The sequence below is a fragment of the Lysobacter antibioticus genome, from assembly GCF_001442535.1.
GTDB classification, from domain to species: Bacteria; Pseudomonadota; Gammaproteobacteria; order Xanthomonadales; family Xanthomonadaceae; genus Lysobacter; species Lysobacter antibioticus.
Genome location: NZ_CP013141.1, coordinates 4,455,738 through 4,480,101, shown reverse-complemented (window position 1 = coordinate 4,480,101; position 24,364 = coordinate 4,455,738). Strand labels below are relative to the sequence as shown.

The following is a 24,364-nucleotide window of genomic DNA, read 5'->3' as shown; positions in this document are numbered from 1 at the left end:
TCATAACGATGTCGCGGCTCGCGCCGCTCCTACCCCGGCGAAGGCGCGCCGCTTCGACGAATGGCGACAGCTTCGTTATCTCTGCGCGGCCCTTGTCGCGACTGACTCGCTCCTACAGGGCTAGATTCGCGTTAAAGCGGGACAAGGGTGTGTTGGCCTGCGACGGCCTACGGCCTCCTGCGCGATGCCTGAGCGCGGCTCAATACAAATCGATCGGATCCACATCCAGCGACCAGCGCACCTTGCGCGCTTCCGGGCAGGCGTAGATCGCCGGCAGGGCGGCATCGAGTGCGGCGTGCAGGTGGCGCCGTTCCAGCGCGGTCAGGATCAATTGCGCGCGCTGGTAACCGGCACGGCGCGGCATCGGCGCCGGCAAGGGGCCGTTGATTTCCAGGGCCGGGCGCTGTCCCGGCGCGGGGCGTCGGCGCGGATCGGCGAAGGCATCGAGCTCGCGTCGTGCCTTGGCCAGGAAGGCGTTGGCGACGTCGACGTCTTGCGCTTCGGCGCGCAGCAGGGCCATGTGCGCGAACGGCGGAAAGTCGGCGGCTTCGCGTTGCGCCAGTTCGGTTTCGGCGAACGCGGCATAGCCGCCGGTCAACAGCGTATGCAGCAACGGATGCTCGGGGTGATGGGTCTGCAGCAGCACCTGCCCGAGCTTGTCGGCGCGGCCGGCGCGGCCGGCCACCTGGATCAATAGTTGGGCGAGTTTCTCCGGCGCGCGGAAGTCGGCGCTGAACAAGCCTTCGTCGATGCCGACCACCGCGACCAGGGTCAGGTTCGGCAGGTCGTGGCCCTTGGCGAGCATCTGCGTGCCGACCAGGATGCCGGGCGCGGTGCCGAACTCGGCCAGATGCTGTTCGAGCGCGTCGCGGCGCTGGGTGGTGCCGCGGTCGATGCGGCGCACCGGGTAATCGGGGAAGCGCGCGCTCAAGGACTCTTCGATGCGTTCGGTGCCGGCGCCCTGCGATTGCAGGGCCAGGCCGCCGCAGTCGGGGCAGGCGTTCGGTGCCGGCCGGCGCGTGCCGCAGTGGTGGCATTGCAGGCGCCGGCCGCCGCCGTGCACGGTCATCGGCGTGCCCTTGAGCGGCGTGCTGCAACGCGGGCAGTGCGCGGTCCAGCCGCAGTCGTGGCACAGCAGCACCGGCGCATAGCCGCGCCGGTTCTTGAACACCAGCACCTGGCCGCCGGCGTGGAGGCCCTGGGCGATGGCGTCGACCAGTTCCGGCGACAGGCCGGCCTCGATGGGGCGTTTGCGCACGTCGACCACCCGCACCTGCGGCGCTTGCGCCTGGCCGGCGCGGCGTTGCAGGCGCAGATGACCGTAGCGCCCGGCCTGGACGTTGCGCAGCGACTCCAGCGACGGGGTGGCGCTGCCGAGCAGGATCGGGATGTTCAAAGCCTTGGCCCGGACCAGGGCGAAATCGCGGGCGTGGTAACGGATGCCGTCCTGCTGCTTGAAGCTGCCGTCGTGTTCCTCGTCGATCACGATCAGGCCCGGCTGCAGCAGCGGCAGGAACACCGCCGAGCGGGTGCCGACCGCGACCCGCGCTTCGCCGCGCGCGAACGCGGCCCAGGTGCGGGCGCGTTCGCCGTCGGACAGGCCCGAGTGCAGGGCGTGGATCGGCACGCCGAGGCGGGCGCGAAAGCGCGCCAGGGTCTGCGGGGTCAGGCCGATCTCCGGCACCAACACCAGGGCCTGCTTGCCGCGCGCCAGGCAGTCGGCGATCGCGTGCAGGTAGACCTCGGTCTTGCCGCTGCCGGTGACGCCGTCGAGCAGGAACGGCACGAAGCCATCGGCGGCCAACACCGTGTCGACGGCGTCCTGCTGTTCCTCGTTGAGCGCCGGCCCCGGGCGCGGTGCCGGGGCGTGCGCGCTGGCCGGCACCGCGATGCGTTCGGCCAGCCCGCGCTTGGCCAGGGCCCGCGCGGCGCTGCGCCAGTCGTCCAGGGCCTCGTCGAGACGGTCTTCGTCCAGGGGGCCGTCCTGCAGCAGGTCGGCGAGGCGGCGCGGGCGGCCGGCGCGCAGACCTTCGCGGCCGGTGCGGCCGGCCTCGGTCAGGCACCAGGCCCAGGCATGGGTATCGGGCAGCGGCTCGCCGTGGCGCAGCGGCCCGGGCAGGGCGGTCGCCAGGACTTCGCCGAGCGGGGCGTGGGTGTAGCGTGCCAGCCAGCGCAGCGAATCGAACAGCTCGCCGTGCAGCAGCGGGTCGGCGTCGATCCGGCCCAGGGCGGTCTTGAGCGCGGCCGGGTCGGCTTCGTACTCGGGCGCACCGACTTCGGCGACCACCCCGACCAGCTCGCGGCGGCCGAACGGCACCCGCACGCGGTGGCCGACCGCGGCGTCGCCGTCGGCCTGGCTCGCAGGCGGCAGATAGTCGAACAGCCGCGGCAACGGCAGCGGCAGAGCGACGCGCCAGACGGTCGACGGCGGTGGAAACAGGGCCTCGGGCATGACGCCAGTCTAGCGACCGGGAACGATCGGCGGCAGCCGAAGGAGTTGCAGGCCATAGCTCGCTATTACGTGACAATAATCACGTAACTTGCGGTATACCAAGGGAAATCCCCCTTATCCACACGGGCTGTGGATAAATCTGTGCATGGCGGGTCGGCAGCGATGCGCGAGAGCGTTGAAATAAGCCCTCGGGTTAGGTTGGTGAAAAAAGTGCCAACGCGGTTATTCGTATATTTATCAGCACGTTAGCCGTGAAACATGGCTGTCATGCGGTTCTCGCCGCCGGCCAACCGAGGCTTCATGACGTTTCCATTACTGCTGTGCACAACCACTTTTGGTCGCAGGCCGCGTCCTGCTTCGCGCTGGCGCGCGTCGGCGCTTTGTCAAGCGGTTTTGCACGCCGCCAGCCTCGCTATGATGGAGCGTATGGTGAAGTCGTTCCGATGAGTTCCAGACCCCCGTCCCCCAGCTCTTCCGCCCCCCGGCAAAACGCTCCGGCCGCCCTCTCGGCCTTCCTCCGGGGCGTCGAACGGCGCGGCGCGGTCCTGGCCGAATTGCAGGCCGGCGATGCCGGCGCCGGCGATGCCGCGCTGGCTTCGGCGATGGCCGGTTTCCGCCAGGTCGCCGCCGACGCCTCGCTCAGCGACTGGCCGACCCGGTTCTGGGCGCTGTTGCTGACCCAGCCCGGCCTGCGCCACCGCACCCCGGTCGCGATCGCGGTCGAGGCCACCGACCGTCTCGCCGATCTCGGCAGCGGTCCGCGCGCCGCCCTGTTGCTGCGCCTGGCCGCCGGGCTCGGCGAAGGCGAGGCCGCCGCGGTGCTCGGCGTCGCCCCGGCGACCTATCGCCTCGCGCTGCAACGCGCCCTGCCGCGTCATGCCGATGGCCGCGCCGACCCGCAGGCCTGGCAGCAACTGCGCGAGCAGGTGCACCGCCGCATCAAGACCCTGCCGGCCGAACGCCTGGCCCGTCTCGGCCAGGTCCGCGAGGCGGCCCTGCAGGGCGTGGCGGTAACCGCCACTGCCGGCGACCGTGCCGAGGCCCCGCCGCGCTTGCGTCCGCGCTGGCTGATGCCCGTGTTGTGGAGCCTGCTGGCGCTGTGCGCGCTGGCGTTCGCGGCGACCTTCTGGCCGTTCGGCGGGCTCGCCGGCGGCTGGCTCGGCGGCCCCGACGGGGTGCGGGTCAGCCCCTTGCCCGAGGCCGCCGCCCCGGCCCAGCGCTACAGCCACGAGGCCGGGCTGATCGCCCACCGCGATTTCGCGTTGCTCGCCGACCCCGACGGCCAGGCCGCCGCGGCCGAAGTCGACTTCCACAGCTGGCTCGCCGCCCGCGACGCCGGCACGATCCCGCTGTTGGCGCCGGCTCCGGCCGACGCGCCGGCGGCCGCCGAGGCCCCCGCCGCCATGCCGGCGCCGGGTTCGGAAACCGACGCCCCCGAAAGCGAAGGCCTGGAGAGCAGCGATGCGCCGCAGTGATTCCCCGCGCCGTTGGATATGCGGCCTGGCCCTGGCTGCCGTGGCGGTGCTGACCCCGGCCGCGGCCGTGCCGCCCGATCTCGGCGAGATCCTGCAGCGCCTGCCGCCGTCGGTACAGGCGCGCCTGCAGGAAAACGCCAAGCGCTGGGCCGGCTGGAGCCCGGATCAGCGCCGCGACTTCAACCACAGCGCGGCGCAGTGGGATGCCCTGAGCGCGGCGCAACGCGGCGAACGCCGCGAACGCTATCTGGCCTGGCAGGCCTTGAGCGCGCAGGAACGCGCCCAGGCCCAGGCCGCGGCGGCGCGCTACGCGGCCCTGCCGCCGGACCAGCAACTCGCCCTGCGCGCGCAGTTCGACGCCATCGACCGCAGCGATCGCCGCGGTTGGTTGCTCGGCCCCGCGCTCGGCGCCGACTACCCGGCCTTGCAGCCCTTGCTGGCGCAGATGCCCGAAGCCCAGCACGGCGCCATGCGCGAGGCCTTGCGCGCGATGACGCCGATGCAACGCAAGGATCTGGCGGTGCTGGTCCAGCGCACGCCGCCGCACGACCGCCAGCGCCTGCGCAGCGGGCTGCTGGCGACCCCGGCGCCGAACCGCGGCGCCTGGCTCAGCGAAGAACTGCAGCGCTGAGCGTTGTGACGGCGGTGGCGGCGGCAAGCCTTGTTACATCTGCCGTCGCCGCGGCCTGTTAGCTTCGGCGCGACCCTCCGCCAGGCCTGCGCATGATCGTCGAATACATCCGCTACACCCTCGAGCCCGACGCCTGCGAGGCCTTCGAGCGCGACTACGCGCGCGCCGCTGTCGTGCTGGACGCATCCAGGCATTGTCTGGCCTACGAACTCTCGCGCTGCGTCGACGAACCGCACCGCTATCTGCTGCGGATCGAGTGGGACAGCGCGCAGGGCCATCTGCAGGGCTTTCGCGGCAGCCCGGAGTTCCGCGAGTTCCTCGCCGCGATCCGAGGTTACATCGGCGCGATCGAGGAGATGCGGCATTACGCGCCGACCGCGGTGGTGGGGGCGAAGGCGGCGACGGCCTGAGCGTCGCGCCGTCGGCGCCGGAGCATCAGTGCAACTCCGCAAGCTTCCCGCCAGTCAGCGCGGCAGCGTCCGCAGCACCCGGCGCGAGGCGTTGAAGCGGCCGCCGAAACGCGCCATGCCGTCGGCACGCAGCCGCGGCGCATGTTCGCGCAGGTAGTCCTCGAGCGCGGCCTGGTCGCGCAGGCGGTACTGCACGCACAAACCGACGCGGCCGTCCGGCGCCGAGGGTTCCAGGGTTTCGTGCAAGTCGGCGCCGAGAAAGCCCGGCAGGGCACAGATCTCGGCGATATGCGCGCGCAGCCACTGCAGATATTCGCCGGCGATGGCGTCGTCGAGGTCGAGCGTGACCTCGTAGACGACCCCGCCGGCGCAATGCGCGCTCACATCCGCACCACGGCGGCCACCGCCAGGATCATCGCGGCGAAGGTCAGCAGGAAGAAATACAGCGTTCCGATCACGCTGTAGCGCAACAGGGTCACCAGCCAACCGTTGCCGTACACGCGCTTTTGCATGATCAACAGATAGATCGGCATCCACGCCCAGAGCAGGCCGATGCCCCAGCCGCCGATCCAGACGAAGCCCGGCCAGTGCGGGGTGATCGCGCCGCCGAGCAGCATCAACACGAACATCGCCAGGATCGACAGGCACAGGTAGACGTGGCTGTAGAGCGCGACCGCCAGGTGTTCGAGATAGCCGCGCCCCGAGCCCAGGTAGGCGATCTTCAGCAGCAGGGCGAACAGCGGCACCATCAGGAACAGGGCGGTCGGCACCGCGCTGATCAGCGTGTGCACATAGCGCCAGGGTTCCTTGCGCAGGCGCTTGATGTTGGCTTCGCCGCGGCCGACCTGCTTGTTGAGCCAGTCGTTGGCGGCCTTCGGCCACCAGCTCACGGTCAGCGGATTGGTCTGCGCGTTCCAGGCCTTGCCGTTGAACGACAGCGGATCGCCGATGTCTTCGCAATCGACCTCGCCGTAGCGCTCCGGGTCGGACTTGCGCGCGACCGGCCCTTCGCTGGCCAGCGCGTGCAGCTGTTGCAACTGGGCGGCGCGGCAGCCGGCTTCGGCGTTGACCAGGCGGATCTTGTTGGCCTGCTCGATCGCGGCGACGGATTTCGGCGCCAGCTTGGCCAGTCCGGCCTGCAGCGGCGCGATGCGCTCGTCGCGCACGCGTTCGACCTCGGCCAGGGTCTTGGCCGCTTCGAGGGTGCCGGTCTTGGGCACGAACGCGTCGCGCACGCCGGCCGCTTTCTGTTCGGCGACCTGCTTCGCATCGAGGCCCTGCTCGACGCGCAACTTCTCGATGCGCTTGTCGGCTTGGCGGTTGATCGTGTTGATCGAGGTGTCGATGGCGTTGCGCGCCTCGGCCGGCACAGCCTGGCTGGCGGCCTGCAGTTCCTTGACCGTGCGCGCGCGCAGCGCTTCGACCTCGACGATGCTGTCGGCGTTCTTGATCTGCTTCTTGCTGTTGCCCAGGCGCACCGTGGTGTTCTGCATGGTGTGCACGTCGAAGCCCTGGGCGTTCTCGTCGACGTGGATCGCGAACTGGGCGACGAAGAAGGTCAGCACCGAGACGATCACGAACAACCGCAGCGGCGCGACATAGCGCACGCGGTGGCCGCCGATGTAGTTGCGGGCCACCCGGCCCGGAGACAGCAGATCGCGCAAAGTGCGGAAAATGCGCCCGTCCAGATGCCAGAACGACTCGAACACTTCCTCCAGGGCGTGGCCGGCGTGGCGGATCGGATTGACCACCGACTGGCTGCAGACATGGCAGTAATGCCCCTGCAACAAGGTCTGGCAGTTCTCGCAATGGGTGAGATCGCCGTGGCCGCCGGCAGGCGAAGATGAAGAGTCAGTCATGCTGGAATCGATCAGGCTCCCCGGCCTTCACTTTCGAGCGGGTAAGATAGCCGTCCGCCGCGACCCGGCGCCAGCGCCCTAGACCGGATGCGCGGCCGCAGTCGTGCTGTTGGTCCTCTCCCATGTCTGCGTCATCCCCTTCCATCTCCCGCGCCGGTCTGGCCGGAGAGATCCGTACCACCGTCGTCCTGGCCGCGCCGCTCGTCGCCGGCCACGTTTCCACCGGGCTGATCGGCTTCGTCGACAACACCCTCGCCGGCCACCACAGCACCACCACGCTGGCCTCGGTCACCATCGGCACCGCCTTGTGGTGGCTGCCGATGATGGTGCCGATCGGCACCCTGCTATCGGTGCCGCCGTCGGTATCCCAGCTCGAAGGCGCCGGCCGCCGAGGCGAAATCGGCGGCTTGTTCCGCCAGGCCTTGTGGATGGCGGTGCTGCTGAGCGTGTTTCTGTTTGCGTTCCTGACTCTGATCCCGCACGCGCTGGCGGCGATGGGGATCGCGGCGGAGATCATTCCCGGCGCGCGCGACTTCCTGCACGGCATCCGCTGGGGCGTGCCGGCGCTGACCCTGTTCTTCTGCATGCGCTATCTCAGCGAAGGCCTGCACTGGACTCTGCCGACGATGCTGCTCAGCGCCGGCGGCCTGTTGATCCTGCTGCCACTGGGCTATGTGCTGACCTTCGGCAAGTTCGGCCTGCCGGAAATGGGCGCGGGCGGGCTCGGCATCGCCTCGGCGGCGATGCTGTGGGTGCAGGCGATCGGCTTCTTCCTGGTGCTGCGCAAGGCCAGGCGCTTCGCCGACCTGCGCCTGTTCGAGCGCTTCGACCCGCCGCATTGGCCGACCATCCGCGGCCTGCTCGCGACCGGCCTGCCGATCGGCGTGACGGTGTTGATGGAGGGCAGTCTGTTCATCGTCACCGCGCTGTTGATCGGCCGCCTCGGCGAAGTGCCGGCGTCGGCGCACCAGATCGCGATCAATCTGTCGGCGCTGTGCTTCATGGTGCCGATGGGGCTGGCCGAGGCGACCACGGTGCGGGTCGGCCATTCCCTGGGCCGGCGCGACTACCACGGCGTGCGCAATGCCGCGTTCGCCGGCTATGCGATCGTGGTCGGCACCCAGTTGCTCTCGGGCATCCTGCTGCTGACCGCCAACGACCTGCTGGTGAGCTTCTACACCGCCGACGCCGCGGTCGCGACCCTGGCCGCTTCGCTGCTGCTGTACGCCGCCGCGTTCCAGTTCCCCGACGGCATCCAGGTGCTGTCGGCCGGCGCGCTGCGCGGGCTCAAGGACACCCGCAGGCCGATGATCCTGGCCGCGCTGGCCTATTGGGGCGTCGGCATGCCGGTCGGCGCCGGCCTGGGCCTGGGCCTGGGTTGGGGCCCGAAGGGCATGTGGATCGGCCTGATCGCCGGCCTGACCGTGGCCTCGGTGCTGCTGTGCACGCGCTTCATGCGCTCCAGCGAGCCCGAGCGCCTGGCCCGGCGCATGGCCGAGGAATCGCCGCACGAGGTCGACCCGCGCGAGACCGGCTGCACCCGCGAAGCCTGAACGACGGCCTCGATAAATGCCCGATACCGCTTGAAAAACTGCGTTACGAATGGCGGATGAAACCCGGCGCCGCGCCGGGTTAGTCTGCGTCTGTACACATGGAGCCTGTGCAATGAACGATACCGCCCCGCGTCGCGGCCCCCTGGCCCGTTTCTTCGTCGGCGCCTGGGACACGATGAACTTCACCCGCCGGTTGATCTTCAACCTGGTGTTCTTCGGTTTCCTGTTCTTCTTTCTGCTCGCGGTGGTCTTCGGCGGTCGCGCACAGCCTTTGCTCGAGCGCACCACCCTGGTGATCGCGCCCGAAGGCACCCTGGTCGAGCAATTCAGCAGCGATCCGGCCTCGCGCGCGCTCGGCCGCATCTTCGGCGACAAGGACGAGGAAGTGCAGCTGCGCGACCTGTTGCGCGCGCTGGACGCGGCCAAGAGCGACAAGCGCATCGAACGCGTCGTGCTGCGCCTGGACAAGTTGCAGACCTCGGGCATGGCCTCGATGCGCGAGTTGTCCGAAGCGGTCGCGCGCCTGAAGGCGAGCAAGAAGGAAGTCATCGCTTTCTCCGAGAGCATGGACCAGAAGCAGTACCTGATCGCGGCGCAGGCCAACGAGGTCTTCCTCGACCCGATGGGCGGGCTGCTGATCGAAGGCCTCGGCCGCTATCGCCAGTACTACCGCGAAGGCCTGCAGGACAAGCTCGGCGTCGACGTGCACCTGTTCCGCGTCGGCGAGTTCAAGTCGGCCGCCGAACCCTACATCCTCGACGCCGCCTCGGAAGAGTCCAAGACCGCCGACCTGTTCTGGATGAACGACCTGTGGTCGCGTTACCTCGGCGACGTCGCCAAGGCGCGCAAGCTCGATCCGGCCCAGCTCGCCGCCGGCATCGACGAGTTGCCGCAGCGCCTGGCCGCGGTCAAGGGCGACCTGGGCAAGTACGCCGTGCAGCAGAAGCTGGTCGACGGCCTGAAGACCCGCGAAGAAGTCGACACCCTGCTGACCAAGCGCGGTATCGCCGACGAAGACGCCGACGGCGGCTTCCGCCAGATTTCGTTCGAAGCCTATGTCGCCGGCCTCGACCGCGTGGTCAATCCGGCCGACACCCGTCCGCAGGTCGCCATCGTCGTGGCCGAAGGCGAGATCAGCGGCGGCGAGCAGCCGCCGGGCACGATCGGCGGTGTCTCCACCGCGGCCCTGCTGCGCGAGGCCCGCGACGACGATCACGTCAAGGCGCTGGTGCTGCGGGTGGATTCGCCCGGCGGCGAAGTGTTCGCCTCCGAGCAGATCCGCCGCGAGATCGTCGCCCTCAAGGCCGCCGGCAAGCCGGTGGTGGTATCGATGGGTGACCTGGCCGCCTCGGGCGGCTACTGGATCTCGATGAACGCCGACAAGATCTACGCCGATCCTTCGACCATCACCGGTTCGATCGGCATCTTCGGCATGATCCCGACCGTGCCGCGCGCGCTGGAGAAGATCGGCGTGCACACCGACGGCGTCGGCACCACCCGGCTGGCCGGTGCCTTCGACATCACCCGTCCGCTGTCGCCGGAAGTCGGCGCGGTGATCCAGAACGTCATCGACAAGGGCTACGCCGATTTCACCGGTCGCGTCGCCACAGCGCGCAAGCGCCCGGTCGCCGACATCGATGCGGTCGCGCGCGGCCGCGTCTGGAGCGGCGCGCAAGCCAAGGAGCGCGGTCTGGTCGACGCCCTCGGCGGCCTGCCCGAAGCGATCGCCGACGTCGCCACCCGCGCCAAGCTCGGCAAGGTCGAGGACTACCGCGTGCGTTACGTCGAAAAGATGCCGACGCCGTTCGAGCGTTTCTTCGCCAGCTTCGCCCAGAGCCGCGCCGGCGCCGCGCTGCTCGGCCAGTCCGATCTCGCTCGCGGTCTGCTGAGCGAGGCGATGCCGCAGGCGGCCGCCGACCTGCGCTTCCTGCAAAGCTCGATCAAGCCGACCAGCGGCGTGCCGATCAAGGCGCTGGCCTACTGCTTCTGCGAGCTCTGAGCCGGGTTCGCCCCGCTCGCCGAGTCAATCGAACGGGCCGCATCGCGGCCCGTTTCTTTTCGGCCCGCGCGCCGGCCTCAGCCGCCGGCGGCCTCGATCGCCGCGCGCTGTTGCTGGGCGGCCTCGTCGACCGCGTTCTCGGTCGACTTGGCCCGTTCGATCGGTTGCTGGATCGCATCGCGCAACTGCGTCGCCTGCGGTTCGACCGGGCGCTCCTTGTCCGGCGGTTGCGGCTTGGAGCAGGCCGCCAGCGCGTACAGCAGCGCGGCGGTCGCCAGGGATGAGGCTATCGGTACGATCCGGTGAGGCGTCATGGCGGGCGTCCTGGGTCGGCGAACGCCGTTATGCTACGCCCGTCGCGCAGCTCGCGCGTCGATCCGAGACTGGTTGGAGGACGGCATGGACCCGAAACGTTGGCGATTGGACGGACAGCTCGCGCTGGTGACCGGCGGCAGCGCCGGGATCGGCCGCGCGATCGCCCGCGAACTGCTCGGTTTCGGCGCCGACGTGCTGCTGGCGGCGCGCGACGCAGCGGCGCTGGAATCGGCACGGGCCGAGCTGCTCGAGGACTTTCCCGAACGCGAGGTGCAAGGCTTCGTCGCCGACGTCGCCGACGACGAACAGCGCCGCGAGCTGCTCGACTGGGTCGAGGATTTCGGCGAAGGCCTGCACATCCTGGTCAACAACGCCGGCGGCAACCGCAGCAAGCCGACCAACGACTACACCGAGGACGAGTGGCGGCAGATCTTCGAGATCAACCTGTTCTCGGCCTTCGAGCTCTCGCGCTATGCGCATGCCCTGCTGACCCGCCACGCTTCGTCGAGCATCGTCAACATCGGCAGCGTGTCGGGCAACCTGCACGTGCGCACCGGCGCGCCCTACGGCATGAGCAAGGCGGCGATGCACCAGATGACCCGCAACCTCGCCGTCGAATGGGCCGAGGACGGCATCCGCGTCAACGCGGTCGCGCCGTGGTACATCCGCACCCGCCGCACCTCCGACAAGCTCGCCGACCCGGATTATCTCGACGAGGTGCTGCTGCGCACGCCGCTGGGCCGGATCGGCGAAGCCGAGGAAGTGGCCGCCGCGGTCGCCTTCCTGTGCCTGCCGGCGGCGGGCTACATCACCGGCGAGTGCATCGCGGTGGACGGCGGCTTCCAGCGTTACGGTTTCTGAACGTGGCGGCGCCGGTCGCGTCGAGAGAGGCGGCCGGACGGGCCTGCCCGCAACCCCGTTGCTGGGCGCGGTTTGGCAGTTGCGCATGAGCGGCGGGCGTATACTCCGGCCATGCGCGTTTCGCTGACCATCGTCGCCGCCGACGGGGCCGAACTTCCGGCCGGCAGCCCCGTGCGGGTGCAGTTGCGCGACACCTCGTTCGAGGACGCGCCGGCGCGCACCCTGCAGGAATGGCGGGCGGTCGTGCCCGAGCACGCCAAGGCCGTGCCGCTGAGCATCGAGACCGATGCCGGCGCCGATGACGCCACCTTCTGGGTCCACGTCGATCGCGATGGCGACCGCCGCGTCAGCGTCGGCGACTACATCACCACCCGTGCCTATCCGCTGCGCACCGCGTCGGCCGAGATGACCCTGGTGGTCAGCCGCATCGATTGAGCCCCGGCCAGCCATTCGGCCACCGCATGCCCGATCGGCTGCCCGGTGCGCTGTTCGATGAAGAGGAATTCGCCGGCGGTGTTGATCTCGAAGAAGTAGTACTCGCCCTGCGGGGTCAGGCGCAGGTCGATCGCGCCGTACTCCAGGCCCAGCCGCTGCATCAGCGCCAGTAGCCGTTGCCGCAGCGGCAACGGCAGCGCGTGCTCGCGCACCGTCGCGGCGCCGAGGTTGGGACGGAAATCGATCGAGCCGGGTACCGGGTCGAGCTTGATCTCGGCCGGGAACAAGCGCCCGCCGACCGCGGTGACGCGGATGTCGGCCGCGGCCGGCACGAATTCCTGGAAGATCACCGGCGCCAGCCTGACCGTGTCCAGGTGGGCCAGGTCGTCCTCGCCGAGCAGGCGTGTCTCGCGCCACACCGCATGGGTGCACGAGAAAGTCTTGTGCACGGTCGCGCCGGGCCCCAGCGCGCGCACGAACTCGCGCACGCGCTGGGGATCGGAACTGATCAGGGTGCGCGGCACCTTGAAGCCGAGTTCGGCGGCGATGCGCAACTGCGCGGCCTTGCGCGAGGCGGCATCGTCGCGGCCGGGGTCGTTCATCCAGCGCGCGTCGCCGAGCAGACGCCACAGGCCGTTGAGCGCCTCGTTCCATTCGTTGGCGGTGAACAGATGCGCCTGCGCATCGGTGACCGAAGACAGGTCGGGCGCCTGCGGCCGGCGCCACCACACCGAGCGCACCTCTTCGAGCGCATGGCGTTCGCCGTCGGCGCGCGCATAGTCGATGCGCGGACGCGCGCCGTCGGCGTAATCGATCGAGAGCGTGGCGCGATCCGGAAACTCGGCCAGATCGAACAGCAATGCCGGTCGCTCCATCGCCTGCAGATGGTCGAGCACGCAACGGGCATGGGCATCGGCTTGGTGCGAAATCAGCAGGATCACGGCACGCTCTCCCGGTCAGCCGTTGCCGCCGCCGGCGCCGGCTCCGGCAGCCAGTTGGGCGAGTACCGCGGCGGTTTCGTCGTATTGCGCCTGCAGCGCGGCCCGGGCCATGTCGGCGCGGGCGAGCTCTTCGGCGAGCTGCTGCAACTGGGCATCGAGCGCGGCCACGGTGTCGGCGTTCTCGTCGCCGACATCGCCGGTCGAGGTCGCCATCGCGAACGGCAAGGCGCCGCGCGCGGCCGGATTGACCAGCAGCGGCGGACGTCCCGGCAAGGTCAGGTTCTCGGCGATGGTCGGTCCCGGATCGTAGATGCCTTCCTTGCGGGTGTCGGTGACCTGCTCCTTGATCGTGTCGGTGATGATGTCCTTGCGGATTTCCTTGAGAGTGTCGCTGAGCTTGTCGCGCACCGCTTCCTTGATGCGTTCCTTGAGCGTGTCGGTGGGCGATTCCTTGATCGTGGTCAGCGGGCAGAACGAATTGACCGCGGCGATGTCGCCGGCCGACAGACCGCTGCGCTGGCCGATCACCGTGCCCGGCGGCACCGCGCCGGTCGGCACGATGGTGTCCTTGCCGTTGGACGAGAATGCGTTGCGCGGGTAATGCATGATCGAGCCGTAGTCGTAGCTGCCGATGTCGTCGCCATCGCTGATGTGCTGGTTGAAGTTGTGCTCGTAGCCGGAAGTGATGTTGGCCCACTGGATGCTCACGAACGAATCGCGGTCCTCGCGGCTCTGTTCGTGCCACAGGCCGACGACGTGGCCGATCTCGTGGATGGTGTTGCCGAGGCTGCAACTGCTGGCGAGGTTGACGAACTGCTGGCCGCCACGCCGGCCGACCTGGGCCGAACAACCGCTGCCGGGACGGAAGGTCACGTAGTCGGCTTCGGTGGTGCGCAGGATGAAGCGGAAGCGCGTCTTGGCTTCCCAGTGCGCGATCGCATCGGTGACGCGGGCCGTGTTGGGCAACGCCGGGTCGATGGTGTAGGGGATCCTGCAGCCGGGCCAGCGGAACTGCGAGCCGCTGATCGCCACGGCCATCGCTATGCCCGAGGTGGATTCGGAGCGCAGCATGTCCGAGATGCGTTCGACCTCCTCGACCGTGCCGAGCACGATGTCGCCTTCGAACATCGCCATGCCGTCGATTTCGACGTACTGCACGGCCTTCGCGCGGAAGGTCTCGCCGCGGATCAACGCGGTGCGGACGGTGCCGCCGCCGCGGAATTCGCCTTGTTTGGCCGGCTTGGCTTTATCGCCGGCGGTGCCTTTCCTGGTTGCCATCTGCCGTCTCCTGTCGCCGCCGCGGTGACACGGGCGCGCGCCCGTGCCGGCGAAGGCGCAGGACGCCGCGTGTCCGTCGCCGCGGCGGCGGGCTTCGGGCCGTGGGCGGCGCGCAATGGCGCGCCGATGCCTCGGCGATTACTGATGTGGACTAGCGGCATGCGTGCGGCGGCGGGCGATCGCATAGGACGCTTGCGCCACAGGGGCGGTCGTCGCGTGGGTGCGCTCGGCGCTCGGCGTGTCGATGGCCGAGCGCGCGGATGAGCTCGCATGTCCGTTCGAGTGGGATGCCGGCCCGTGCTTGGCGTCGTCCACCGTGGTCCAGCGCGTCGTGTCCCTCGACGAGGCGGGGCCGTCCTCGCTGCGGCGGCTCCAGCTATAGGAACGCGCCTGCCGTGCGCGGCCGGACAGATCCGACCGCGTTTCTGTGCGCCGTGTCGGCGATCAAGCGATGCGGGCGCAGCTCAGCCGGCGCAGCTCAGCGGCCGCAGGTGCTCTCGGTGACGATGCGCTGGATGCGCGCGACTTCGGCGGCGGAGGCGTCGCGACTGTCGCTGCGACCGAAACGCAGGGCCGATTCGGCTTCGCGCAGGCGCTGCTTCCAGTTTTCGCACAGCGCTTCGTCGGGCAGGCGCTGGCATTGGTCGTCGACCATCTGGCAGGCCACGCCGGCGCCGGACGCGGTGGTGCCCAGGCCGGTGGTCTGCAGCGCCGCACAGCGCTGCGGCGGGCGGCCGTCGTCGCTGAGGTAGCGGCCGTTGTCGTAGGTGCGGCACTCGAACAGCACCGGCGGCGGCAGGCGGTCGCCGTCGGCGATGGTGGATTTGGGCGCGGCCGGCTTGGCCGCCGGCGGGCGGCTCACCGAGGGCAGTTGCGAGGACACCGGCGGGTGCGGCGGTGGGGCGTTGGCCGGTGCGATCGGCGGCACCGGCGAGGTGATGAACAACGGCGGCGCCGCGCTCGACGGCGCCGAATCGATCACACGCTTGTCCTGCGTGCTGCCTTTCGGGCACGGCGTGTTGTTTTGCACGGTCAACTGGCCGAGGGCGTCGGTGCAGCGGTAGATCACGACCTTGCCGGGCTGGGCGGAAACGCCGGCGCAGGCCAGCAACAGGACGGGCAAGCACCACCACACGCGCATCAGTAAGCTCCGCAATCGGCGTTCAGGCGCGCGTCGATGCCGCGCTGTTCTTGGGTGATCCGGGCGCGCTCGCTCTGCAGCGCACTGTTGTAGCGGCGATCGCCTTCGTAGCGGCGGTCGCGCAGACGGCTGCAGACTTCCTGCTGCGGCAGTTGCTGGCATTCGTCGCGCACCAGCTGGCTGCCGTAGTAGACGCCGTAACCGTAATCGTAGCCGCCGGAATAATACCCGCCGGAGCGGGCAGTGCCGGCGTAGGCGACGTTGCCGTGGCGGCCGGCGATGGCGATGCGCGCGCTCGGATCGCCCAGGCGCGGGGTCGGCGCGCCGATGCGGCCGCCGAGCGAGGTGCGGTTGTTGTAGACCGGCACGCCATAGCCCAGGTCGACGATCGGCATCATGCGCGGATTGCCGTCGCCGTTGTTGCTGGTGTAGCTCGTGCCGTCGGGGCGCACACACTCGAACATCGGCTGCGGCGTGTGCACGATCAAGCGCTGCGGCCGGCGTTCGGAGGCGACCGGCGCCGGCGCGGCGACCGCGGTTTCCACAGGGCGCGGCGGCGGGTCGACCGGCCGCATCATGGTCATCGTCTGCTGGCGCTGGCCGCCGGTGCACGGCGTATCGCGCAGGCTGATGTGGCCGCGCTCGTCGGTGCAGCGGTAGATCAATACCTCGGCGGCGTGGGCGCTGCCGGCCAGCGCGCCAGCGCACAGCCAGGCGGCGAGCACGCTCGGTAGGAGCAGGCTCGGCAAGAGCGCGGCCGGTACGAGGCGGAGGCGGCGGGCACGGGACATGCGCGCATCTTGCGCTTCCGATGCGTTACGGGAAAGTCGAATCCGCTGCCGGACCGCCGTGCGGCGAGTGCCCGATGGCGAGGCGTTCAGTACCGGGACCTGTGCCGGTTCAGCCGCGCACGTTCAGCCGCGCACGACCTCGCCGCTGAGTGCCACGCGGATCGCGGTCGGCGCGGCCAGGCCGCCGGTCTCGCCCTCGCAGACGCCGTCGCTGAGCGCGAGCAGGGCCGGGTCGAGCTCGCCGCGGCGGAACGCCGGCGGAAGGCCGGCGAGGTTGGCGCTGGTCGAGATCAGGGCGTGGCCGAAGGCCTCGCACAGGGCGCGCGCCTGCGGGTGCGCGGTCACCCGCACCGCGACGCTGCGATGAGCGCCGCTGATCCACGACGGCAACGCCGCGGTGGCCGGTACCGCCCAGGTATGCGGCCCCGGCCAGCTGGCGAGCACGGCCTCGCGGCGCGGCGCCGGCAGGGCCTGCCAGTCGACCCAGGCATCGAGTTGGGCGATCGACGCGGCGATCAGGATCACGCCTTTGTCGACCGGCCGCCGTTTGATCGTCAGCAGGCGATGCACCGCGGCTTCGTCGCGCGGATCGCAGCCGAGGCCCCAGACCGCTTCGGTCGGGTACACCACGACGCCGCCGCGTGCGAGGGCGGCGGCGGCATCGGCGATGGACAGGGCTGGGGCGGGCATGACGGCTCCGGACGGTCGCAGGCGGCGAGTGTCGCATGCGCGCACGAGGCCGCTCCAGGCGGAGCGGCCTCGCCGTCGTCGGGAGCCACTACAACCGCAGAGCTTCCGTCCGCTCAAGCGGACGGATCAGTGGCCGTGGTGGGCGTGTTCGTCGGCGTAGGGCTGGGCCGACTCGGGCAAGCGCACGTCGAAGGCGTAGGAGCGATTGCCGGTCAGCCAGACGTGGTTGCCGGCGCTGCCGGACTTGGCCTGGATCGGTTCGGCGCCGCGCTTCTCGCCGATGCGGGCGAAACGCGAACGCGCGTTGACTTCGTCGCCGATTCGGCGCGGCCAGTCGATCACCGAGGTCTCGCCGGCGCGCAGCACGGTCTCGACCTTCTCGGCGTCGGAGCCGTCGGCGTTGAACACGCGCAAGGTGACCGTGGTGCCGACCGGATAGTCGTTGGCGACGTTGAGGTTGCCGGCGTCTCGCCAGGCCGAGTTGCGCTCGGCCAGGGCGTTGCTGAAGTTGACGTCCATGCAGGTGTAGAAGGCTTCGGTCGAGTCCGAGCGCTGCCAGGTGTTGTAGATCACGTGGCGGCCGGTGCGGTTCGGCAGGGTGCAGGTGATGTGGTAGTTGTTGCCGCTCGACAGCGGCACCTTCGCGCTCTTGCAGAACTGCTGCATGCTGCTCCACTGCAGTGCGGTGCTGGGATTCCAGCCCTGCGGCGTGACGTAGAACGTCCATTCCTTGGTCGCATGCGGCGCGGTCGCATAGAAGGTGAAGGTGTGGCTGCTGCCGGAACGCAGCGTGGTGGCCTGCCAGTCGCTGCGCAGCACGTCGAGGCCGCGGAAGGTGGGGTTGCCGCCGCTGCACAGCTTGCCGTTGGGCACCACCGCCTGGTGGTTGCTGTTGGCGTTGGCCTGGTTGATGCCGTTCCAGTCGTAGAACAGCTGCGGTCCGGCCACCGCCCAGGCGGCGCGGCAGGCCGGGTCGGCCGGGTTCTCTTTATTGCCGAGATAGCACTTGTAGATCCGGCTTTGCGGATTGACGAAGGTGCCGTGCGCCTGGACGGCGGACACCGGCAACAGCGCTGCGCACAAGGCGGCGCCGGATACGAGGAGAGAGGTGCGGGCAATGCGGTTCATGGCGACTCCTGTCGTCGGGATAGGTGAAAGACACCCCCCAACAACTTCGGTCGTCCATCGATCAGCGCGATTTCGATCGCGTCTTGAATGCGCACGATCCTAGACGGCGCCTCGGCGCGAATCTGTGCGTGCGGTCGCCATGCGAGGAGACGCCGGCGCATGGAACAGCCACGGAAAGCCCGAAAGCGAGCTTTCCGTCACGCCGTGCGGTCGCCTCAGGCGACCGCTTTCTTCACGACTTTCTTCGCCGCCTTTTTGGTCGCGGTTTTCTTGGCGACCTTCTTGACGGTTTTCTTCGCCGCTTTCTTGGCCGGCGCTTTCTTGGTCGCGGCCTTCTTCACGGCTTTCTCGGCCGGCGCTTTTTCGGCTGGCGTTTTCTTGGCCGCGGCGGTCTTCTTGGCCGCCTTCTTGGCCGGTTCCTTCTTCGCCGCGCCCTTCTTGCCGAAGCGGCCGCGCATCGGCTTGCCGGTTTCTTCCATCAGCTTGACCACTTCTTCCAGGGTCAGCGAGGCCGGCTCGCGATCCTTGGGAATGCGGCCGTTGAGCTTGCCGTCGCTGATGTAGGGGCCGAAGCGGCCGTTGAGGACCTGGATGTCGCTACCCTCGAACTCCTTGATGATGCGGTTGCGGGCGATCTCTTCCTTCTCTTCGATCAGGAACACCGCGCGCGCCAGGTCGATCGTGTAGGGATCGTCTTCCTTCTTCAGCGAGGCGTACACGCTGCCGCGCTTGGCGAAGGGGCCGAAGCGGCCGACGCCGACGCTGACTTCCTCGTCCTTGTCCAGGCCGAGCTTGCGCGGCAGCTTGAACAGCTCCAGCGATTCCTCCAGCGAGATCGTGTGCATGCTCTGGCCGGGGCGCAAGGACGCGAAGGTCGGCTTGTCCTCGTCCTCGGCGGTGCCGATCTGCGCGTACGGCCCGTAGCGGCCCAGACGCACGCTGACCGGCTTGCCGCTCTTGGGGTCGGTGCCGAGCTCGCGCGCGCCGGTGGCTTCGCTGCGGTCGACCGATTCCTTCTTCTCTTCGACCAGTTGCTTGAACGGTCCCCAGAACCGCTCCATCAACGGCACCCACTCTTCCTCGCCGCGCGACACCGCATCGAGCTCGTCCTCGAGCTTGGCGGTGAAGTCGTAGTCGACGTAGCGGGTGAAATGGCCGGACAGGAACTTCGACACCGCGCGGCCGACGTCGGTCGGACGGAAGCGGCGGCTGTCGAGTTCGACGTACTTGCGGAACAGCAGGGTCTGGATGATCGAGGCGTAGGTCGAGGGACGGCCGATGCCGTATTCCTCGAGCGTCTTGACCAGCGAGGCTTCCGAGAAGCGCGGCGGCGGCTCGGTGAAATGCTGGTCGGCGTGGATGCGGTCGAGCGGAATGCGGTCGCCGGTCTTCATCAACGGCAGCTTGCGGCCTTCGTCCTCGTCCTCGGCGGCCTTGGCGTCCTTGCCTTCCTCGTACACGGCGAGGAAGCCCGGATCGATCACGGTGGTGCCGGAGGCGCGGAAGCTGTGCTCGGAGCCGGCGGCGAGATCGACGCTGACCGTGTTGAGCGTGGCCGGCACCATCTGCGAGGCGACGGCGCGCTTCCAGATCAGTTCGTACAAGCGGCGGCCGTCGTCGTCGAGGAAGCGCGACACCTGCGAGGGCGTGCGCAATGCCGAGGTCGGGCGGATCGCTTCGTGCGCTTCCTGCGCGTTCTTGGACTTGGTCTGGTAGGTGTTCGGCTTGTCCGGCAGGGCCTTGGTGCCGAAGTCGCGGGCGATCACGTCGCGGATCTCGGCGACGGCTTCCTGTGACAGGCTGACCGAGTCGGTACGCATGTAGCTGATCAGGCCGACCGTGCCCTCGTCGCCGAGCGCCATGCCCTCGTACAGCTTCTGCGCCACGCGCATGGTGCGCGAGGTGGTGAAGCCGAGCTTGCGCGAGGCTTCCTGCTGCAGGGTCGAGGTGGTGAACGGCGCGGCCGGGCGGCGCTTGCGTTCCTTGCTGGTGACGTCGGTGACGTGCAGCGCGCCGTTGGCGGCCGCGACCAGGCGCTTGCGCGCGGCCTCGGCGGTGTCGCCCTCGGTGATGGTGAACTGCTCGAACTTCTTGCCGTCGAGCTTGGTGAGCTTGGCGGTGAAGGCCTGGGTCGGGTGCGCGCACTCGGCCTCGATGCTCCAGTACTCGCGGGCGACGAAGGCTTCGATCTCTTCCTCGCGCTCGACGATCATGCGCAGCGCCGGCGACTGCACGCGGCCGGCGGACAGGCCGCGCTGGACCTTGCGCCACAGCACCGGCGAGAGGTTGAAGCCGACCAGGTAGTCGAGCGCGCGGCGCGCCTGCTGCGCATCGACCAGGTCGCTGGCGATGGCGCGCGGATGGCTCATGGCCTCCTTGATCGCGCGCGGCGTGATTTCGGTGAACACCACGCGTTGCAGCGGCTTGCCTTCGAGCAGGCCGCGCTCGCGCAGGATCTCGCCGATGTGCCAACTGATCGCTTCGCCCTCGCGGTCCGGGTCGGTCGCCAGGAACAGGTTGTCGGCGCTCTTGGCGGCCTTGGCGATCGCGTCTACGTGTTTTTCGTTCTTCTCGATGACGGCGTAGTCCATCGCGAAGTGATTGTCGGGATCGACCGCACCCTCTTTGGGCACCAGGTCGCGGACATGGCCGTAGGAGGCCAGGACGATGAAGTCCTTGCCGAGGTACTTGTTGATCGTCTTGGCCTTGGCGGGCGACTCGACGATGAGGAGGTTCTTGGCCATGGGTACTCCGCAGGCCCGGTGCGGGCGCTGCACGGCAGCGGTGCCTCGTGAGGCAGGGGTTAAGAAGGCGACGCCCGCAGCGTTCGGCTGCGGGCGTTCAGGTTTCCTTTTTCTAGTGGAATCATGAGCCGGCCGCAGCTGTCAAGCGCGGCCTGCCGGAAACGCCAATAAATTGGCACTGAAACACTTGAAGAGGGCGTGATGGCTTGCAGCCTGTTCAGCTTACAGAGCGTTGCGGCTCAGTTCCCGAACATCGGTAGCAACGCCATCGCGAGCACGACGCCGACATAGAGTAGCCATAGCAGGCCGCCCAGTACGAGCACCACGATCGCCACCGGCCCCAGATCGCGGCGCTGCATCTCCGGACGCCCGGTGTAGGCCCAGCGGTCGACCACCTGGGTCTTGGCCAGGATGTCGTGCAGGCCGCGCTTGCGGTCGGTGAAGGCGATCATCAGGAAGCCGACGCACAGGCTCAGGTAGGACAGCAGGCTCGAGGCCCAGCGGCCGAGCGCGCGCATCCGGGTCAGGCGGCGGCCGTCGGCGTCGACGACCTTGATCCCGACCGCGAGCTTGCCGAGCGTGGCCTGCATCGACGAGGACTCGAAGCCGACGTAATAGGCCGCGCTGATCAGGCCGATGCAGGTGTAGACCACGCCCATCAGCACGGCGATGGCGACGCCGGGGTTCTCCAGCCAGGTCGCCGAGGACAGTCCCGAGGCCGAGGACATGCCGAAGCCGATCAGGCCGACGGTCAGGACCATGCTGACGGCGTAGTAGGCGATGCCGACCAGCAGCGAGTCGATCATGTAGGCGGCCAGGCGCTTCCAGAAGCCGACATGGACGACCTCAAAGCCGTAGACGACGGTGGTGTCGTCGGCGACACCGGCGCGCGGCGCGGCATAGGGCGAATCGGATTCGGCCGTTGCGCTGCTGCCGTCGTAGACCTGTGCGGCAGGCGCGGTCGCGACGGTCACGCTGGCCGCGGCGTGGGCAGGGTCGGCTTGACGGTCGGCCGAAGCCGCCGCTGCGCCGGGCTGGGCTTGCTGCGGACGCTCCGGCTCGGCTGCGAAGCCGGGCTCGGCGACCAGCTCAGAGGCGAGTTCGCGCCAGGGACGCCAGTGCGTCAGGCCGTCGCGCCAGACCAGGGTGTCGGGGCCCAGCTCGCCGCTGCGGTGGCGCGCGGCCATGTCGGCACCGTCGAGCGGCCCGTGCCGATTGCGCTCGTTGTCGCTGTAGTACCACTGGCTCATCGCGAATCTCTGTCCTGTCTCGGTGCGTCGGTTCTACAGGGCGGTCGGGCGGCGATGCCGGCATCGCCGCCCGGGTGCTTCAGCCGCGGCAGCTCTGCGGCAGCAGGCGGTCTTCGATCTCCGAGCTGCAGGTCCACTCGCCGCTGGAGGGGTCGAGTTCCAGCCAGATTTTCTGGCCGTCGGCCTTGCTGCCGATGCCGCGCAGCTCGATTTCGATGCCGCAGCCTTCGAGTTCGCCGAACTTGACCGAAGCCACGCGCGGGCCGGCGTAGGCGGCCGCGGGTTGGAAGCCCTTGCTGTCGTTGCCGGGGCATTCCTCGTTGGCGGCCACGTACTCGGCGACCTGGAGCTTGTACTGGCCCGAGCCGTTGATGGCTTCGGTGACCTTGGCCCGCACCGTGTAGTCCTGATACGCCGGCAAGGCGATCGCGGCGAGGATGCCGACCATCGGGATCGCGAGCACGGCCAGCACGATCGCGACGATCGCGCAGCCCGACAGGCCGCGCCGCGGCGGCGGCGCCTGGCGTTGGTTGAAGTGCGCGGCGGCGGCATCGGCCGGGTTGGCCGAGTGCGCCGACCGCGTCGAGTAGGGCGGCGGACCCGACGCGGTCGGGGTCTGCGGCGGCAACGGCGGCGGCGCTACCGGCCGCGGCGCCGACGACAGCAAGTCTTCGTCCAGGCCGAGTTCGCTCGACAGGCGCTCGAGCGGCTGCCATTCGCGCAGGCCTTCGCGCCACAGCAAGGTGTCGCGGTGGATGCGGCCCTCGCGGTAGTGGCCGCGCACGGCGTCGGCGTCGATCGGACCGACTCGGCCCTGGGCTGCGTCGTGGTAATACCAATTGGTCATGCTGTCCCCCTGATCTCGCGATCGTCCTTGTGAGTGAGCCGCCGGCGCAGTCGGGCCCCGCAAGGGTGCCGTCGCCGGACATGGCTATGCCCCCGCGGCCGCCCCAGGCGCGCGGTGGACGCAAGAAACTAGCATGCCGGCCGGCTCATCGGCCCGGCGATCGGTAATGGCGATGGGGTGCCGCGAGCGGCGATGCCGGCTCGCGCCGCAGCAGGGCCGCGGCTTTGGGGGCGTCGCCGGCGCGGCGACGCGAGGCCGGCGTCAGTGCACCGGCTCGGGTTCGTCGGCGAACATCTGGGTTTCCATCCAGGCGTAGGCCGCCTCGGAGCCGGGCTGGTTGAACAGGACCATCAGCACGACCCATTTCAGGTCGTCGAGGTCGAGTTCGTCCTGGTCCAGCGCCATGGCCCGGTCGAGCACGAGCTCGCGCTGGCCGGCGTCGAGGATGCCGTGCTGCTCCAGGAACAGCAGGAAGCCGCGGCATTCGACGTCGAGCTTGTCGAGTTCGGGGCCGAAATAGACCCGGGTCGGACCGCCCGTGCGCGGCGGGCTGACGGCCGGCCGCTGCAAGGCCAGCGCATCGAGCCACTCGAAGGCTTTGTTGATCTCGGCGGGGCTGAACCCGGCCTGGCCCAATTCGTCGAACAAAGGGCCGCTGCGGAGCGAATCGCGGTCGCGGACAAGGTCCGCATCGTCGGTGAAGTAATGCTCGAAAAGGTACAGCAGGACGTCCAGGATGCTCTCTTTCATTTCCCTCGGCCTGCGCCGCATGCGGCGCGGTGAGTAGGAGTTGCTGATTGACCGCGGGGCGGCCGACTTCCCTCAGTCGGACCGCTCGGCGATGGCGTGGTTCAGCGGTTGCGGAAATAACGGCCGTGCTGCGCCGCGACGCGACCCTCAAGCTCCATGACCAGCAGCATGGAGGACAGTTCCGCGGTCGTCAATCCAGTCCGTTCGACGAGTTGATCCATACCGGTGGGGTCGTGGCCCAGGGCGTCCCACAAGGACTGGTAGTCGGGATCTGCGAAATCCGGGCGGTCGTTAACTCCGTGAGCCGGGTCGTCGCCATCGTGATCGCCCTCCATGACGGCCGCGTGGCTGGCAGAGATGGGGATGCCCAGGCGACGGCGCAAGTCGTCGGCCAGCTCGGCCGCGAGCGGGGCCAGGGCGGCGGCGACTTCGCCCGCGCTCTCGACCAGACCGGCGCCCTCGCGGATCAGGCGATGGCAGCCGCGGGCGAGCGGGTTGTGGATCGAGCCGGGCACGGCGAACACGTCGCGCCCGCATTCGCTGGCCAGGCGCGCGGTGATCAGGGCGCCGGAGCGTTCGGCCGCCTCGATCACCAGGGTGCCGAGGCTGAGCCCGGCGAGGATGCGGTTGCGGCTCGGGAAGTGCTCGGGCTTGGCCTGGGTGCCCGGCAGGTGCTCGCTGATCAGCGCGCCTTCGGCGGCGATGCGCGCGTGCAGGTCGGCGTTGTTGCGCGGATAAGCGATGTCGGGACCGGTGCCGAGCACGGCCAGGGTGACCCCGCCGGCGTCGAGCGCGGCGCGGTGGGCGGCGGTGT

At 69.4% G+C, this 24,364-nt stretch carries 21 protein-coding genes and 1 pseudogene; 7 read left to right on the top strand and 15 right to left on the bottom strand.

From position 1 onward, the window contains the following. Window positions 1–199: 199 nt before the first annotated feature. A complete protein-coding gene (locus GLA29479_RS18220) occupies window positions 200–2,452 on the bottom strand; it encodes a primosomal protein N' (RefSeq protein WP_057972433.1) in 2,253 nt (750 codons plus the stop codon). Window positions 2,453–2,895: 443 nt separating this feature from the next. Here GLA29479_RS18220 and GLA29479_RS18215 point away from each other — a divergent pair, with 443 nt between their 5' ends. The 3 genes from GLA29479_RS18215 to GLA29479_RS18205 all read left to right on the top strand — a co-directional run bounded on the left by GLA29479_RS18215 (window position 2,896) and on the right by GLA29479_RS18205 (window position 4,968). After that, window positions 2,896–3,927 (top strand): hypothetical protein, encoded by a 1,032-nt coding sequence (locus GLA29479_RS18215; RefSeq protein WP_144436599.1) that lies wholly within the window; start codon window positions 2,896–2,898, stop codon window positions 3,925–3,927. Further along, a complete protein-coding gene (locus GLA29479_RS18210) occupies window positions 3,914–4,558 on the top strand; it encodes a DUF3106 domain-containing protein (protein WP_057972431.1) in 645 nt (214 codons plus the stop codon). The genes GLA29479_RS18215 and GLA29479_RS18210 overlap by 14 nt, the downstream gene beginning before the upstream one ends. Window positions 4,559–4,650: 92 nt before the next feature. Then, the gene (locus GLA29479_RS18205) at window positions 4,651–4,968 is read left to right on the top strand and encodes an antibiotic biosynthesis monooxygenase family protein (RefSeq protein ID WP_057972430.1); all 318 of its coding nucleotides are present in this window, start codon (window positions 4,651–4,653) and stop codon (window positions 4,966–4,968) included. A gap of 54 nt (window positions 4,969–5,022) precedes the next feature. Here the strand turns inward: GLA29479_RS18205 and GLA29479_RS25430 are convergent, their stop codons facing one another. Then, window positions 5,023–5,352, bottom strand: coding sequence for a DUF4286 family protein (locus GLA29479_RS25430; protein ID WP_057972429.1), 330 nt, complete (start codon window positions 5,350–5,352; stop codon window positions 5,023–5,025). Next, window positions 5,349–6,827, bottom strand: coding sequence for a DUF3667 domain-containing protein (locus GLA29479_RS18195; RefSeq protein ID WP_057972428.1), 1,479 nt, complete (start codon window positions 6,825–6,827; stop codon window positions 5,349–5,351). Before GLA29479_RS18195 ends, GLA29479_RS25430 begins: the two co-directional genes overlap by 4 nt. Before the next feature lie 122 nt (window positions 6,828–6,949). Between GLA29479_RS18195 and GLA29479_RS18190 the strand changes: the two genes are divergently transcribed. Next, the gene (locus tag GLA29479_RS18190; RefSeq protein ID WP_081930882.1) at window positions 6,950–8,380 is read left to right on the top strand and encodes an MATE family efflux transporter; all 1,431 of its coding nucleotides are present in this window, start codon (window positions 6,950–6,952) and stop codon (window positions 8,378–8,380) included. 112 nt (window positions 8,381–8,492) lie between these two features. After that, window positions 8,493–10,379 carry a signal peptide peptidase SppA gene (sppA, locus tag GLA29479_RS18185; RefSeq protein ID WP_057972427.1) on the top strand — a complete coding sequence of 629 codons (1,887 nt, stop codon included), beginning with the start codon at window positions 8,493–8,495 and terminating at the stop codon, window positions 10,377–10,379. Window positions 10,380–10,456: 77 nt separating this feature from the next. Here sppA and GLA29479_RS18180 read toward each other — a convergent pair whose 3' ends face one another. Continuing rightward, window positions 10,457–10,693, bottom strand: coding sequence for a hypothetical protein (locus tag GLA29479_RS18180; protein ID WP_057916304.1), 237 nt, complete (start codon window positions 10,691–10,693; stop codon window positions 10,457–10,459). A gap of 85 nt (window positions 10,694–10,778) precedes the next feature. Between GLA29479_RS18180 and GLA29479_RS18175 the strand changes: the two genes are divergently transcribed. Continuing rightward, on the top strand, window positions 10,779–11,555 hold the full coding sequence (locus GLA29479_RS18175) for an SDR family oxidoreductase (RefSeq protein WP_031372121.1): 777 nt from the start codon (window positions 10,779–10,781) through the stop codon (window positions 11,553–11,555). 111 nt (window positions 11,556–11,666) lie between these two features. Beyond that, complete coding sequence (locus tag GLA29479_RS18170; RefSeq protein ID WP_057972426.1) at window positions 11,667–11,990, top strand: YbaY family lipoprotein; 324 nt, start codon at window positions 11,667–11,669, stop codon at window positions 11,988–11,990. Here GLA29479_RS18170 and GLA29479_RS18165 read toward each other — a convergent pair. The 11 genes and pseudogenes from GLA29479_RS18165 to GLA29479_RS18115 all read right to left on the bottom strand — a co-directional run. After that, window positions 11,933–12,931 (bottom strand): MvdC/MvdD family ATP grasp protein, encoded by a 999-nt coding sequence (locus GLA29479_RS18165; RefSeq protein ID WP_057972425.1) that lies wholly within the window; start codon window positions 12,929–12,931, stop codon window positions 11,933–11,935. The genes GLA29479_RS18170 and GLA29479_RS18165 overlap by 58 nt on opposite strands. Before the next feature lie 15 nt (window positions 12,932–12,946). Then, window positions 12,947–14,209: a Dot/Icm T4SS effector Zinc-dependent metalloprotease LegP gene (gene legP / locus GLA29479_RS18160; protein WP_057916307.1), complete on the bottom strand. Its 1,263-nt coding sequence runs from the start codon at window positions 14,207–14,209 to the stop codon at window positions 12,947–12,949. A gap of 478 nt (window positions 14,210–14,687) precedes the next feature. Further along, the gene (locus GLA29479_RS18155; RefSeq protein ID WP_082638792.1) at window positions 14,688–15,350 is read right to left on the bottom strand and encodes a DUF4124 domain-containing protein; all 663 of its coding nucleotides are present in this window, start codon (window positions 15,348–15,350) and stop codon (window positions 14,688–14,690) included. After that, complete coding sequence (locus tag GLA29479_RS18150; RefSeq protein ID WP_057972424.1) at window positions 15,350–16,141, bottom strand: DUF4124 domain-containing protein; 792 nt, start codon at window positions 16,139–16,141, stop codon at window positions 15,350–15,352. The genes GLA29479_RS18155 and GLA29479_RS18150 overlap by 1 nt, the downstream gene beginning before the upstream one ends. Before the next feature lie 123 nt (window positions 16,142–16,264). Beyond that, entirely contained in the window at window positions 16,265–16,831 is a 567-nt protein-coding gene (gene tsaC, locus GLA29479_RS18145; RefSeq protein WP_057916309.1) for an L-threonylcarbamoyladenylate synthase type 1 TsaC, read from the bottom strand. A gap of 126 nt (window positions 16,832–16,957) precedes the next feature. Next, window positions 16,958–17,959 (bottom strand): lytic polysaccharide monooxygenase, encoded by a 1,002-nt coding sequence (locus tag GLA29479_RS18140; RefSeq protein ID WP_057972423.1) that lies wholly within the window; start codon window positions 17,957–17,959, stop codon window positions 16,958–16,960. 215 nt (window positions 17,960–18,174) lie between these two features. Beyond that, on the bottom strand, window positions 18,175–20,703 hold the full coding sequence (locus tag GLA29479_RS18135) for a DNA topoisomerase I (RefSeq protein ID WP_057972422.1): 2,529 nt from the start codon (window positions 20,701–20,703) through the stop codon (window positions 18,175–18,177). A 239-nt stretch (window positions 20,704–20,942) separates the two neighbouring features. Further along, entirely contained in the window at window positions 20,943–21,953 is a 1,011-nt protein-coding gene (locus GLA29479_RS18130) for an RDD family protein (RefSeq protein ID WP_057972421.1), read from the bottom strand. A gap of 79 nt (window positions 21,954–22,032) precedes the next feature. After that, window positions 22,033–22,800, bottom strand: coding sequence for a pilin (locus tag GLA29479_RS26000; RefSeq protein WP_057972420.1), 768 nt, complete (start codon window positions 22,798–22,800; stop codon window positions 22,033–22,035). Between the two features lie 261 nt (window positions 22,801–23,061). Further along, a complete protein-coding gene (locus tag GLA29479_RS18120) occupies window positions 23,062–23,550 on the bottom strand; it encodes a DUF494 family protein (RefSeq protein ID WP_031372132.1) in 489 nt (162 codons plus the stop codon). Window positions 23,551–23,651: 101 nt separating this feature from the next. Beyond that, window positions 23,652–24,356: pseudogene (locus tag GLA29479_RS18115) on the bottom strand (DNA-processing protein DprA); the annotation flags it as partial. Between the last annotated feature and the right edge of the window lie 8 nt (window positions 24,357–24,364).

What these genes read in the sequence shown, in the direction of transcription:
- GLA29479_RS18220 (WP_057972433.1), bottom strand. Translation starts at nt 2,452, where the DNA reads ATGCCCGAGGCCCTGTTTCCACCGCCGTCGACCGTCTGGCGCGTCGCT.
- GLA29479_RS18215 (WP_144436599.1), top strand. Translation starts at nt 2,896, where the DNA reads ATGAGTTCCAGACCCCCGTCCCCCAGCTCTTCCGCCCCCCGGCAAAAC.
- GLA29479_RS18210 (WP_057972431.1), top strand. Translation starts at nt 3,914, where the DNA reads ATGCGCCGCAGTGATTCCCCGCGCCGTTGGATATGCGGCCTGGCCCTG.
- GLA29479_RS18205 (WP_057972430.1), top strand. Translation starts at nt 4,651, where the DNA reads ATGATCGTCGAATACATCCGCTACACCCTCGAGCCCGACGCCTGCGAG.
- GLA29479_RS18195 (WP_057972428.1), bottom strand. Translation starts at nt 6,827, where the DNA reads ATGACTGACTCTTCATCTTCGCCTGCCGGCGGCCACGGCGATCTCACC.
- GLA29479_RS18190 (WP_081930882.1), top strand. Translation starts at nt 6,950, where the DNA reads ATGTCTGCGTCATCCCCTTCCATCTCCCGCGCCGGTCTGGCCGGAGAG.
- sppA (WP_057972427.1), top strand. Translation starts at nt 8,493, where the DNA reads ATGAACGATACCGCCCCGCGTCGCGGCCCCCTGGCCCGTTTCTTCGTC.
- GLA29479_RS18180 (WP_057916304.1), bottom strand. Translation starts at nt 10,693, where the DNA reads ATGACGCCTCACCGGATCGTACCGATAGCCTCATCCCTGGCGACCGCC.
- GLA29479_RS18175 (WP_031372121.1), top strand. Translation starts at nt 10,779, where the DNA reads ATGGACCCGAAACGTTGGCGATTGGACGGACAGCTCGCGCTGGTGACC.
- GLA29479_RS18170 (WP_057972426.1), top strand. Translation starts at nt 11,667, where the DNA reads ATGCGCGTTTCGCTGACCATCGTCGCCGCCGACGGGGCCGAACTTCCG.
- legP (WP_057916307.1), bottom strand. Translation starts at nt 14,209, where the DNA reads ATGGCAACCAGGAAAGGCACCGCCGGCGATAAAGCCAAGCCGGCCAAA.
- GLA29479_RS18155 (WP_082638792.1), bottom strand. Translation starts at nt 15,350, where the DNA reads ATGCGCGTGTGGTGGTGCTTGCCCGTCCTGTTGCTGGCCTGCGCCGGC.
- GLA29479_RS18150 (WP_057972424.1), bottom strand. Translation starts at nt 16,141, where the DNA reads ATGTCCCGTGCCCGCCGCCTCCGCCTCGTACCGGCCGCGCTCTTGCCG.
- tsaC (WP_057916309.1), bottom strand. Translation starts at nt 16,831, where the DNA reads ATGCCCGCCCCAGCCCTGTCCATCGCCGATGCCGCCGCCGCCCTCGCA.
- GLA29479_RS18140 (WP_057972423.1), bottom strand. Translation starts at nt 17,959, where the DNA reads ATGAACCGCATTGCCCGCACCTCTCTCCTCGTATCCGGCGCCGCCTTG.
- GLA29479_RS18135 (WP_057972422.1), bottom strand. Translation starts at nt 20,703, where the DNA reads ATGGCCAAGAACCTCCTCATCGTCGAGTCGCCCGCCAAGGCCAAGACG.
- GLA29479_RS18130 (WP_057972421.1), bottom strand. Translation starts at nt 21,953, where the DNA reads ATGAGCCAGTGGTACTACAGCGACAACGAGCGCAATCGGCACGGGCCG.
- GLA29479_RS26000 (WP_057972420.1), bottom strand. Translation starts at nt 22,800, where the DNA reads ATGACCAATTGGTATTACCACGACGCAGCCCAGGGCCGAGTCGGTCCG.
- GLA29479_RS18120 (WP_031372132.1), bottom strand. Translation starts at nt 23,550, where the DNA reads ATGAAAGAGAGCATCCTGGACGTCCTGCTGTACCTTTTCGAGCATTAC.